We start from the raw sequence: 13146 nt of genomic DNA, 5'->3' as shown, positions 1-13146 counted from the left end.
TATAGGATAAGCCCTCGACCGATTAGTATTGGTCAGCTCCATGCATTGCTGCACTTCCACCTCCAACCTATCTACCTCGTCGTCTTCAAGGGGTCTTACTAATTGGGAAATCTCATCTTGAGGGGGGCTTCACGCTTAGATGCTTTCAGCGCTTATCCCGTCCGTACGTAGCTACCCAGCCATGCTCCTGGCGGAACAACTGGTGCACCAGCGGTACGTCCATCCCGGTCCTCTCGTACTAAGGACAGCTCCTCTCAAATTTCCTGCGCCCACGACAGATAGGGACCGAACTGTCTCACGACGTTCTGAACCCAGCTCGCGTACCGCTTTAATGGGCGAACAGCCCAACCCTTGGGACCTACTTCAGCCCCAGGATGCGATGAGCCGACATCGAGGTGCCAAACCTCCCCGTCGATGTGGACTCTTGGGGGAGATAAGCCTGTTATCCCCAGGGTAGCTTTTATCCGTTGAGCGATGGCCCTTCCATGCGGTACCACCGGATCACTAAGTCCGACTTTCGTCCCTGCTCGACTTGTAGGTCTCGCAGTCAAGCTCCCTTATGCCTTTGCACTCTGCGAATGATTTCCAACCATTCTGAGGGAACCTTGGAACGCCTCCGTTACTCTTTAGGAGGCGACCGCCCCAGTCAAACTGCCCGCCTGACACGGTCCCCGTACCCGATTAGGGCACTAGGTTAGAACCTAGATACGATCAGGGTGGTATCCCAACGGCGCCTCCACCGAAGCTTGCGCTCCGATTTCTACGGCTCCCACCTATCCTGTACAGATCGTACCCAAATTCAATATCAAGCTGCAGTAAAGCTCCATGGGGTCTTTCCGTCTTGTCGCGGGTAACCTGCATCTTCACAGGTATTAAAATTTCACCGGATCTCTCGTTGAGACAGCGCCCAAGTCGTTACGCCATTCGTGCGGGTCAGAATTTACCTGACAAGGAATTTCGCTACCTTAGGACCGTTATAGTTACGGCCGCCGTTTACTGGGGCTTCGGTTCATAGCTTCGGGTTACCCCTAACCACTCCCCTTAACCTTCCAGCACCGGGCAGGCGTCAGCCCGTATACTTCGCCTTGCGGCTTCGCACAGACCTGTGTTTTTGCTAAACAGTCGCTTGGGCCTTTTCACTGCGGCCCCCTCGTGCTATTCACACTACCGGGGCACCCCTTCTCCCGAAGTTACGGGGTCATTTTGCCGAGTTCCTTAACGAGAGTTCTTCCGCGCGCCTTAGAATTCTCTTCTCGCCTACCTGTGTCGGTTTGCGGTACGGGCACCTTCTCCTGGCTAGAGGCTTTTCTTGGCAGTGTGAGATCATGACCTTCGCTACTATAATTTTCGCTCCCCATCACAGCCCAGCCTTAATGATGTGCGGATTTGCCTACACATCAGCCTCACTGCTTAGACGGACATCCATCAGTCCGCGTCACTACCCTCCTGCGTCACCCCATCGCTCATAGCGGATTACGGTGGTACAGTAATTTCAAACTGTTGTCCTTCGACTACGCCTTTCGGCCTCGCCTTAGGTCCCGACTTACCCTGAGCGGACGAGCCTTCCTCAGGAAACCTTGGGCTTTCGGCGGATCAGATTCTCACTGATCTTTTCGTTACTCATACCGGCATTCTCACTTGTGTAGTGTCCAGCGCTCTTTTCAGTACACCTTCAACCCCTACACAACGCTCCCCTACCCCAGATACATACGTATCTAGCCATAGCTTCGGTGGTGTGTTTAGCCCCGTTACATTTTCGGCGCAGAGTCACTCGACCAGTGAGCTATTACGCACTCTTTCAATGGTGGCTGCTTCTAAGCCAACATCCTGGTTGTCTGTGCAACTCCACATCCTTTCCCACTTAACACACACTTGGGGACCTTAGCTGATGGTCTGGGCTGTTTCCCTTTTGACAATGGATCTTAGCACTCACTGTCTGACTCCCGGCAATAAGTATATGGCATTCGGAGTTTGACTGAGCTTGGTAATCCTTGCGGACCCCGCACCCAATCAGTGCTCTACCTCCACTACTCTTATACCGAGGCTAGCCCTAAAGCTATTTCGGGGAGAACCAGCTATCTCCGAGTTCGATTGGAATTTCTCCGCTACCCCCACCTCATCCCCGCACTTTTCAACGTACGTGGGTTCGGGCCTCCAGTGCGTGTTACCGCACCTTCACCCTGGACAGGGGTAGATCACACGGTTTCGGGTCTACGTCCACATACTAATTCGCCCTATTCAGACTCGCTTTCGCTGCGGCTCCACCTTCTCGGCTTAACCTTGCATGTTAAACGTAACTCGCCGGTTCATTCTACAAAAGGCACGCCATCACCCATTAATAGGGCTCTGACTTTTTGTAAGCACACGGTTTCAGGTTCTATTTCACTCCCCTTCCGGGGTGCTTTTCACCTTTCCCTCACGGTACTGTTTCACTATCGGTCGCCAGGTAGTATTTAGCCTTAGCAGATGGTCCTGCTGGATTCATACGGGGTTTCACGTGCCCCGCACTACTCGGGATCCGTCTCGGAGAGAATACAGTTTAGGTTACAGGGCTTTTACCTCTATCGCGGGCCTTTCCAGACCTCTTCACCTACCATATTCCTTTGTAACTCCATGTGAGACGTCCCACAACCCCTAAGAGCAAGCTCTTAGGTTTAGGCTGTTCCGCGTTCGCTCGCCGCTACTGACGGAATCACTATTGTTTTCTCTTCCTCAGGGTACTTAGATGTTTCAGTTCCCCTGGTCTGCCTCTACATTTCCTATGTATTCAGAAATGAGTAACTGCGAATTACCACAGCTGGGTTTCCCCATTCGGACACCCCCGGATCAAAGCTTGCTTACAGCTCCCCGAGGCAGTTTCGTTGTTCGCCACGTCCTTCGTCGGCTCCTGGCGCCTAGGCATCCTCCGTGTGCTCTTATTAGCTTAACCTTGATTCTTCCGCAGGAAAATATCATACGATGACATTCTCTTTGGAATCATCTCACTAATAACATTTACTTGTTTGCACAAGTTGCTAAAAGATGTTCTAAAACGCAAATTCGTTTCGGTATCCAGTTTTCAAGGATCAAGTCTTACTTGAGAGCTTAAACTCTCAAAACTGAGCAACGAGTGAGTAACAGGCCTAAACCTGAGTTTTGGAAGCTTAGCTTCCGATTTGAATGTTCTCATTGCAGAGAACGATTCTCCATAGAAAGGAGGTGATCCAGCCGCACCTTCCGATACGGCTACCTTGTTACGACTTCACCCCAATCATCTACCCCACCTTCGGCGGCTGGCTCCCTTGCGGGTTACCCCACCGACTTCGGGTGTTGTAAACTCTCGTGGTGTGACGGGCGGTGTGTACAAGACCCGGGAACGTATTCACCGCGGCATGCTGATCCGCGATTACTAGCAATTCCGACTTCATGCAGGCGAGTTGCAGCCTGCAATCCGAACTGAGACCGGCTTTGATGGGATTGGCTCCACCTCGCGGCTTCGCTTCCCGTTGTACCGGCCATTGTAGTACGTGTGTAGCCCAGGTCATAAGGGGCATGATGATTTGACGTCATCCCCACCTTCCTCCGGTTTGTCACCGGCAGTCACTCTAGAGTGCCCAACATTACTTGCTGGCAACTAAAGTTAAGGGTTGCGCTCGTTGCGGGACTTAACCCAACATCTCACGACACGAGCTGACGACAACCATGCACCACCTGTCTCCTCTGTCCCGAAGGCCGCTGCTATCTCTAGCAGATTCAGAGGGATGTCAAGACCTGGTAAGGTTCTTCGCGTTGCTTCGAATTAAACCACATACTCCACTGCTTGTGCGGGTCCCCGTCAATTCCTTTGAGTTTCAGTCTTGCGACCGTACTCCCCAGGCGGAGTGCTTACTGTGTTAACTTCGGCACCAAGGGTATCGAAACCCCTAACACCTAGCACTCATCGTTTACGGCGTGGACTACCAGGGTATCTAATCCTGTTTGCTCCCCACGCTTTCGCGCCTCAGCGTCAGTTACAGCCCAGAAAGTCGCCTTCGCCACTGGTGTTCCTCCACATATCTACGCATTTCACCGCTACACGTGGAATTCCACTTTCCTCTTCTGTACTCAAGCCACCCAGTTTCCAGTGCGACCTCAGGTTGAGCCCAAGGTTTAAACACCAGACTTAAATAGCCGCCTGCGCGCGCTTTACGCCCAATAATTCCGGACAACGCTTGCCCCCTACGTATTACCGCGGCTGCTGGCACGTAGTTAGCCGGGGCTTTCTTCTCAGGTACCGTCACTCCGGTAGCAGTTACTCTACCGGACGTTCTTCCCTGGCAACAGAGCTTTACGATCCGAAAACCTTCATCACTCACGCGGCGTTGCTCCGTCAGGCTTTCGCCCATTGCGGAAGATTCCCTACTGCTGCCTCCCGTAGGAGTCTGGGCCGTGTCTCAGTCCCAGTGTGGCCGTTCACCCTCTCAGGTCGGCTACGCATCGTCGCCTTGGTGGGCCGTTACCCCACCAACTAGCTAATGCGCCGCAGGCCCATCCCTCAGTGACAGATTGCTCCGTCTTTCATTCTTCTCTCAGGAGAAAAAAGAAATTATCCGGTATTAGCTACCGTTTCCGGTAGTTATCCCAGTCTGAAGGGCAGGTTGCCTACGTGTTACTCACCCGTCCGCCGCTAAGTTATTTTGAAAGCAAGCTTTCAAAATAACTCCGCTCGACTTGCATGTATTAGGCACGCCGCCAGCGTTCGTCCTGAGCCAGGATCAAACTCTCCAATTAGTATTGAAAAGAGCGATATGCTCATTTTGAAACATCTGACGAGAAAATTAATTCTCTAATTTTGGATTTCACTTGCGTGATTTCCTACTCACTCGTTGTTCAGTTTTCAAAGATCAAGCTGTTTATTTCGTCGATGTGTTGTTCAGCAGCGACCTTTATAATATATCACAGCGTCCTCGTTTTAGTCAACCTTTTTTTTAATTTCTTTTTTCGGTTGTCTTTCGAATGTTTTCGAAAGCACATCTCTGTGTCAGAGGGACGAGTTATAATTTAACACATGAACAAGGAAAGAGTCAACCATTAATTTTTCTGAATAAATATGAGCGTTTCATATTAGTAAACAAACAAAAAGAGAGTGCTCAGCCTCTCCCTATCCTTGCTCATCTCTCTATAATTAAACATCTTCTGCTGTATCTAATTCATCTCTATAATGTATAGCGGATCGCATGCCCTTCTCCCTCGTGAACATCAGCCCAAGATGTAATCTCTCGGATTAGCGAACGAGAAACCAGCTTTCGTAAAACAAGGGGTAGTTCAGACTCTAATTGACTCAGACCTGAATGCTGCAGTAATTCTTTAATGCTCCATGCTTCCTTACGGCTATTCAAAATATTAAAGAGCAATAGACAACAATCCGTCATTTTGGACATAATCCCAAATTCACATGCAAGAAGCACAAGCTCAACACGTTGCTCTAAGGTCTCAGTACTGACCGTTAACTCCTCATAAAGTTTATGAACGGAGGTATTCATGCTTTTAACCTGCTCCCAAATAGCTGGCTCGGGGAAAGCACCCACTTCACTCACTTCTATTCTTGCCCAATGATATAAAGCTATCAATACACAGTTGTAAGCATCCATAATAAATCCAGCCTCTATATAGCGCTTGGATTTCACATACATATGCAAAAAGCGAGCAAACTCCATAAATGCGACCCGTTCCTTAATCGGTCCTTCAAATTGTAATATCTCGCGGCGCATTTCCTCGAGTATTCCCTTGGGGTCCCAGATCACTTCCCCCCTCATCAAACTGATAAGAAGTTCGTTATTATCCCCTGCCATAACAGCCTGCTCCAAAGCAAAAAGGCCGATATGGACTGACTGGGTCCGTTGGTCACCGGCAATGGTATGGCGAACAATATGCTCTCTATCCTGTTCTTCATGCAATACTAACACTACCATATCAAAATCTTGAAGAAGTGCGCTTTGAAACGGAATATCCCCATTCTGCCGCAAAACGACCGCTCCTAAAACATTCTCATCAAACGTTTCTCCACTCAACAAAGTTACATTGGACAATTCCATGCTTCCCTCCATTAAATTTGGCGATTTTGCGTCCAGTCAGTTATAATTCAGTTATAATTATTATTCTACATATGAAAGACAGTTCCTTCTGGACAACCCAACTATATTTAGTTAGGAGCAAACACTCATGAAGTTTAAAACGGCTAAGATCAACGCTTTTCGCACATGGGGATTACTGCTCACAATGCTCGGAATGGGACTTATGGTTTTGGGTACAGCGGGCATCGTGTTTTGGGGCTCAACTGGAAAAGTATTCGCTGGAATCGGTCTTGTAATCGGTTTAATCTCAATGATGGCAAGTCTTGCAATCTATTTCTGGGCTGGGATGCTGTCAACTAGCGCAGTCCAACTGGAATGCCCTGAATGTCACAAGCTGACCAAAATGCTGGGCAAAACAGACCGCTGTATGTTCTGCCATACCATCCTTACTATGGATCCAGCTGAGGCCAATATTACTGCGGAACAACTTAAGAGTCAGCAGCTTAATCAATAAAACACATCTTACAGAAGCTTATTACTAGCGATTTATAATGCAATCAAACATTTGCTAAATACAACAAAGGGGCCCCTATATTGGGAGCCCCTTTGTTTAATATGAATGAAATAATAATTACTTATGAATCCCTTGTAATGCCTCCCACGCAGACGGATTACTAAAGCTGCGATTCCATGAACCGATGCCACCAAGCCCTAAAGACTTAGCAAGCTCAACTCTAGCTTTTAAAGAAACTTTGTCTTCGATCCATATTTTTTTAAGAGCGCCATCCTCCTTATACTCAACGTAATTCTGCCCTGCTGCCTTATCAAAGGTTGGGGTCAGCTTCTTCTCTTTAATAATTTTTTCAACGGCATTCATACTAACCGATTTAGAGCTTACTTTGGTCTTGCCATCCACCTGGGCCTCAGTCCAGATTCTAGTATACAGTGGAATCCCTAGAATCAGCTTCTCAGGCGGCACATCGTCTTCCTCTATGATCCGGCTTAACGAGCTTTCTACCCACGGCAGAGACGCAACAGAGCCCGCTACAGGACTAGCAGCCCAATGCTCGTCATAAGCCATAACAATAAGATAATCAACTACTGAATTAAGAGCTCTACGATCAAGGAATGCTGACCACATCTCACTGTTGGATTTAGGGGTTACGTCTATGGAGACGATTAAGTTTTTGGCTTGAGCCATAGGTTTTAGCTCTCGCATAAATTGTGTAACATTCTCCCCGTCTTTCGTATATACATTCTCAAAGTCAATATTAATTCCATCCAGCTTGTATAAATCTGAATACTCGAGGATCTGTACGATCGCGTTCATCCGCTTCTCATAGCTCGACAATGCCTCAGTGGTTATGTCTGGTTCAAAGCTATTGCTGAGCAGCCCCCATACTTCCAAACCGCGCTCATGGGCCCACTGCACATACGCACTATCAGCCTGACTGCGCACATTCCCGTCACCATCTATGATACTGAACCAAGTCGGGCTAGCCACGTTAACGCCCGGAAGCTCACCGAATGTACTTGGGTCAGGTTTGCGTTGATAAACAGCTTCCCAATACAAATTCACTGACTTCCCTTTCCAGCTTCGTTCTGCCCGTGAGGGAGTGGTGCTTTTGGGTTCCACTGTCTTTTGACCGTCTGAGATAATATCACTGGCCTTGGCATAACCCTCATAACCGCTGCTTAACTGCACATACAGCCAGTCCTCATTTTCCTTATTCCAAATACTCACGATGGCGCCTGGGGACATATCGGCCACGATGGGTGCGTGAATCGACGCTTCGCTGCGAAGAGCGACTGTCTTATCACCTGCTTCACCTTTCACTTTCCCCAGCGGTACAGTCTCCCCTGCTGTCATTAACAGCACAGCCCCGGTAGTCGTATCCTCTTGAATCTCAAACCCATACAGGTCTTCTAAAACATCCGCAGGAAGATAAGTTATCTTTTCCTTAACTTCAGGTGCCAGCCGCAGCTGCAGCGGACGATTGTTCAGACTAGCATCGGTTTTATCCTCTTGCATATATAGAAGTTCACTTTCCGTTGATAGGATGACCGATTTAGTCTTTTCTTCATAACGAATAGATGAGTCCACATGTTCCTGCAGTAATGGTAGAGGTAAAAGCATGCTATCACCGGTCCCTGAGGCGGAATATCCTGTTAGCTCTCCTTTTACGAAGATAGGATGTTCTAGGCCTTTCCAGTCTGGATCGATGTGCTGGCGATTTGGCAATACAAAAAACACAACCCAATAAGCTGCTGCCGCAATGAGCAAAAGTCCAAAAAAGCGTCGGAAAAGACCTCCGCGCTTTTTGACGCGTTTCTGTCTATATCTTCTGTCCAAAATATATCCTCCAAATATTAGATGATTTTAAGTTAAGTCTAACAATACGATTATAACATCCACTTGGTTCCGGATAACCAGTATAAGTTAGTCATTTTCACTATATTTTGTTATTTTGAAAAAAAATAAAAACGTGAGTCCTCCGCTTTCGGATTTCACACGTTTATTGTGTAGCTTGGCTATACGCCCTTAAGTACAGTAGTATTCTGTCTTATTGTTGCTTCTCTCTGCAACATTTGCAAACTCCATGCAATTCCATACGCAAACCCGTAATTTTGAAGCCCGTTTCCTGCTCTGCATGTATCTCTACATCATGAAGCGAAGGATAACTAAAATCTTCAATCTTACCGCATAGCTGACAGATGACATGATAATGATCAGATACATTGGCATCAAAACGACTGGAACTATCCCCGTAGGTCAACTCGCGAACCATGCCGGCTTCCATAAACATCTTGAGATTATTATATACAGTTGCTACGCTCATGCTCGGAAATTTCGGCTCTAGCGCCCGGTATATATCGTCAGCTGTAGGATGATTCATTGCTTCCATCAAATACGTAAGAATCGCATGACGCTGGGGCGTTATACGGACACCTGTTGTCTTTAATTGTTCCAGTGCATGTTGTACTCCACTCCCCATTACTGTCACCGCCTTTTGAATTTAAAAATAAAAGAAATACTTCTTAAGATTGTAAGACCGATTTTTCAATATTGTCAACGAAGTCTATACATTATATTTATTATTATATAAGAAAAATTACTTTTTTCAATATTTCCTAACATTTAGATTGCTATTTCCTTCAACATGAAGCTTGAACTCGCCGGTCCCCACTTCACCTGATACTTTTTTCTTATCAATTGTAAGTTCAGGCAAATCTGAAGTAATATCACCATATCCACTGGATCCATTCACTGTATAGTTGCTTAACATCGGTAAATACAATTGAATGTCACCAACTGCGCTATAAATGTCCCAATCTCCAGCGACATCAGAAGAGCGAACATCAATGGTACCATTTAGAGATTCGGCATGTAGCTTGGATCTGGCTCCATCCACCTCTAAATTACCGTTTTTGGTAGTAATATCGATATCATTGCTATTTCCGATCGCACTAATATTGCCGACAGCCGTCGATAATTTCAAAGCACCGGTAACATCCCAAGCATTCATATTGCCTCCGCTCGTTGTTAAATCAACGCTGCCTTGAACAGATCTGGCACGGACAGCTCCATTCAGTGTTTTTCCCTTAACATTACCAAAGATACGATGAAGGATCAGCTCTCCATTCCCCGTTTCCAGAGAAATGTCTTCGATGGCTTCTACATTCTGCAACGTGATCCCGCCATTCATAGTGCGAACATCGAGATTAAAGCGGCGATCCTCCGGCAAGTAAATATCTAAATCCATGCGTGGCTGGCGTTTACCGGATTCTCCATAGGCCTTGCTATTCGAGGTGATTTTTATGTTGGGCCCTTCAACAACGTCCACAAAGGACTGTTCTGATATAGCTTCAGCCATCGGCCCATCCAACTGATCTACCCAAACTGTCGTTGTAATTTGAATATCATCCACCGGAGCACGGTGTAATAAAATATCACCATTAATACTATCAATAGATATTTTTGCTGTATTTAATTCCACCGGAACAATTAGCGGGGCTTTCTGATATTTGCTGCCTTTAGCCTCACCATAGTCCACTGCTGCTGCCGTCAGGTTTAGACTGACATTTTTCCATAGATATAAATAATGTTCTTGCTCTGCAACAATAAATACACTCGCAGCTAGCAATATAGCAGATAAAAGCCCACGTAAATCCAATCTGATTCTGGTTCCCTTGGCTGAACGGTTAGAGAAGATAAACATCAGCAGGAACTCAATCCCCCATAACACCGGGATGACTGGCCACCACTTCAAGAGCAGAAGCATATAGTCAGTTCCCTCTCTCCAATCCAAAAACAAAGGAACAGAAATAGCTATCAGTAATACAGAAGCCGTATATCTTCCCACGCGCCGCTTGCGAGGTTCATTGTCTTTACGCTGCACAACTGCTCTGGCAATTTCTCTAGCTCCTATAAATAAGCCACCGCATACTAAAATGACAGACACGGCCATTTCGGCATAATGTTCAATAAAGAACTGGAGCCATGTTGGTTTCTGCCGGAACAGAATAAGCAGGGCGCCCCCTAAGAGCAATAAGAGTCCAAAGGATATCCCAGGCTCGCTGACGATACTACGACGTTTAGGAGCCTCGTTTGCTTTGGTCACAGAAATAGCAAGATCATGATCCTCTGGGAAGCGAAGAAGCCTGTCCGCTGATTGCAATACGTCATACACGTTATAAAAATAGATCACTGGAATAATGAGCGCAAGTAAAATAAGCAGTGGAACATTGATCTGCATCCCGATGGATGAGAAATACAATAAAGCTGAGATATCCAAAAGAATTAGAAAGATGAAGGTGATCCCTTTTCGGAGAAGTCCAAAATACAAATGCCCCGTCCCAGGGATGAGTGCTGCCAGCAGTCCAGCAATAAATTTACGTTTGCGGTGGCGCCGCTTCGGACGCGGAGGAATAATCCTCTTCTGTATCTCATTTTCCTTAGTCTCTATATCAACAGAACCTTGCAGTTCTTCCTGCTCTGGGAGCATTGCAGAGTCATGTTTCATTTTGGACTCCTCCTTTCGTAAATAGTTGTCTATGAATATCTTTTTTCAAAGAGAACCACTCCGATGAAATTCAATCAATTCAACTCCTGGAGCGACTTCCTCCACACCGGTAGGCAGAAAACCATGTTTACTGTACAACGAAACGGCAGGTGTATTCTTTTTGCCTGTCGACACAATGAATTGCTCCATCCCTGCAAAATGCTCAAATACATATTCCAAAAGATGGCTAGCGATACCTCTACGAAAAAAGTCCGGCCCCACCATCATTCGTGTAATCGTCAATTTTCCAGGAGATTCTTCCTCTACAGCAACAGCACCCATTAGTTCCTCATCTTTATCGAAGCAGCCATAAAAACCCTCTTTTGAGCTGCTGAGCATTTCTCTCGTCTCCATCAGAGGTGGTATTTCACGAAAGCCTATAAGTTCAGCTTCCAGTCTATAGGCCTTATGCTGAAGACTCCATAATTCATTAACGGTGCTTTCATCCTGCAGATTTAGCTTGTTAATTGTATTCATCCTAACCAGTCCCCTTATATGCCGCTAAGGGCCTGCCGTTGCCGACAAGCCCTTAGCTTATTACATAAGTATATTACCCCAATTATAAACGCCGCTGGCGTCCTTTTACAGACGACAAGCGTTTAGCTGCTCAATACCTCGATGAGAAGTTTATTAGCAAGACCCGGATTCGCCTTACCTTTACTTTCTTTCATGACTTGTCCGACCAGGAAGCCGATTGCTTTCTGTTTACCCGCTTTATAATCTTCCACTGATTGCGGATTGGCGGCTACGACTGCTTCCACTATCCCTTTAATGGCACCTTCATCGCTGATCTGCACTAGACCTTTTTCCTCAACGATAACAGCTGGCAGTTTACCGCTCTCTAGCATTTCTTTAAATACTGTTTTAGCGATTTTGCTGCTGATGGTTCCGGCTGCAATCAGCCCGATCATCTCGCCTAGCCCTTGTGGTGTAATTTGTACCTGCGACAACTCCAGATTATTACCATTCAAATAGGCAAGCAAGTCACCCATAATCCAGTTAGCTACAGCCTTGGCATCCTGCGTATAGGCAAGACACCCTTCGAAAAAGTCCGCTAACAATTTAGAGGATGTAATGACGCCTGCATCATAAGCTGTCAGGCCCAGTTCCTCGCTATAACGTGCTTTCCGAGCATCCGGAAGTTCTGGAATCGTTGAACGAATGGATTCTTTCCAAGCATCATCAATATGCAGAACGATCAAGTCCGGGTCCGGGAAGTAACGATAATCATGCGCTTCTTCTTTCCCGCGCATCGATAATGTTTTCCCTTGTGCTTCATCCCAGCGGCGAGTCTCCTGCACAACAACTCCACCATCATCCAGGATCTCAGCCTGACGATATTGTTCATACTCCAGTCCACGCAATACACCGCGGAAGGAGTTCATGTTCTTAAGCTCTGCTCTAATGCCGAATTCCTCTTGTCCTTCTGGGCGTAGACTGATGTTCGCGTCACAGCGCATCGATCCTTCTTCCATCTTGACATCGGATACGTCACAATACTGCATAATCGCACGGATTTTCTCCAGATAAGCACGAGCTTCCTCAGGGGAGCGCAGATCAGGTTCGGATACGATTTCGATAAGCGGTGTTCCCACCCGGTTAAAATCGACTAGCGAGGCAAAACCGCCATCTACGTGCGTAAGCTTACCTGCATCCTCTTCCAAATGAAGACGAGTAATGCCGATCCGTTTGGTCTCTCCGTTAACTTCAATGTCGATCCAACCGTTCAGGCCGATAGGCTGATCAAATTGTGAAATCTGATAAGCTTTTGGTGAATCCGGGTAAAAATAGTTCTTGCGGTCGAATTTGCTAACATCACCAATGGTGCAATTCAGCGCCATCGCTGCTTTCATAGCGTATTCTACCGCCTGTTTGTTGAGCACTGGCACTACGCCGGGGTGACCCAAGCAGACAGGACAGGTATGAGTGTTAGGTGGGGCTCCAAATTCAGTGGAGCATCCGCAAAAGATTTTGGAGTTGGTATGAAGCTCTACGTGAACTTCCAAGCCGATGACCGTTTCGTATTTAGACATAAGTAATCCCATTCCCTC

Annotated in this window: 7 protein-coding genes and 2 rRNA genes; 1 reads left to right on the top strand and 8 read right to left on the bottom strand. The window is 46.9% G+C overall.

Annotation, left to right across the window (positions count from 1 at the left end; all coding sequences use genetic code 11):
• Window positions 1-2 precede the first annotated feature (2 nt).
• From MHH63_RS01425 to MHH63_RS01415, 3 genes are all read right to left on the bottom strand, one after another.
• Window positions 3-2929: ribosomal RNA gene (locus MHH63_RS01425) — 23S ribosomal RNA — on the bottom strand.
• Window positions 2930-3191: 262 nt separating this feature from the next.
• Window positions 3192-4749 (bottom strand): 16S ribosomal RNA (locus tag MHH63_RS01420).
• The 16S and 23S rRNA genes sit together here, the layout of an rRNA operon.
• Before the next feature lie 425 nt (window positions 4750-5174).
• Entirely contained in the window at window positions 5175-6053 is an 879-nt protein-coding gene (locus tag MHH63_RS01415; protein ID WP_076128632.1) for a nucleotidyltransferase-like protein, read from the bottom strand.
• 127 nt (window positions 6054-6180) lie between these two features.
• On the opposite strand from MHH63_RS01415, the gene MHH63_RS01410 reads away from it, so the two are divergent.
• Window positions 6181-6546, top strand: a complete 366-nt coding sequence (locus tag MHH63_RS01410; RefSeq protein WP_036680151.1) for a DUF2614 family zinc ribbon-containing protein — start codon at window positions 6181-6183, stop codon at window positions 6544-6546.
• A 117-nt stretch (window positions 6547-6663) separates the two neighbouring features.
• On the opposite strand, the gene MHH63_RS01405 is transcribed toward MHH63_RS01410, so the two are convergent.
• The 5 genes from MHH63_RS01405 to gatB form a co-directional block, all read right to left on the bottom strand.
• Window positions 6664-8385 (bottom strand): glycosyl hydrolase family 18 protein, encoded by a 1722-nt coding sequence (locus tag MHH63_RS01405; protein ID WP_076304770.1) that lies wholly within the window; start codon window positions 8383-8385, stop codon window positions 6664-6666.
• A gap of 211 nt (window positions 8386-8596) precedes the next feature.
• The gene (perR, locus tag MHH63_RS01400) at window positions 8597-9028 is read right to left on the bottom strand and encodes a peroxide-responsive transcriptional repressor PerR (RefSeq protein WP_036680160.1); all 432 of its coding nucleotides are present in this window, start codon (window positions 9026-9028) and stop codon (window positions 8597-8599) included.
• 126 nt (window positions 9029-9154) lie between these two features.
• Window positions 9155-11056, bottom strand: a complete 1902-nt coding sequence (locus MHH63_RS01395; RefSeq protein WP_254849011.1) for a DUF4097 family beta strand repeat-containing protein — start codon at window positions 11054-11056, stop codon at window positions 9155-9157.
• A 45-nt stretch (window positions 11057-11101) separates the two neighbouring features.
• Window positions 11102-11572: a GNAT family N-acetyltransferase gene (locus MHH63_RS01390; protein WP_076146333.1), complete on the bottom strand. Its 471-nt coding sequence runs from the start codon at window positions 11570-11572 to the stop codon at window positions 11102-11104.
• Between the two features lie 122 nt (window positions 11573-11694).
• Window positions 11695-13140, bottom strand: coding sequence for an Asp-tRNA(Asn)/Glu-tRNA(Gln) amidotransferase subunit GatB (gatB, locus tag MHH63_RS01385; protein ID WP_445321748.1), 1446 nt, complete (start codon window positions 13138-13140; stop codon window positions 11695-11697).
• Window positions 13141-13146 lie beyond the last annotated feature (6 nt).

Origin of the sequence: Paenibacillus sp. FSL H3-0310, from assembly GCF_038002785.1 — a bacterium.
In the GTDB taxonomy this organism is placed as follows: Bacteria; Bacillota; Bacilli; order Paenibacillales; family Paenibacillaceae; genus Paenibacillus_AQ; species Paenibacillus_AQ odorifer.
The sequence above is the reverse complement of the archived record's forward strand: the minus strand, read 5'-3'. Positions and strand labels throughout refer to the sequence as shown.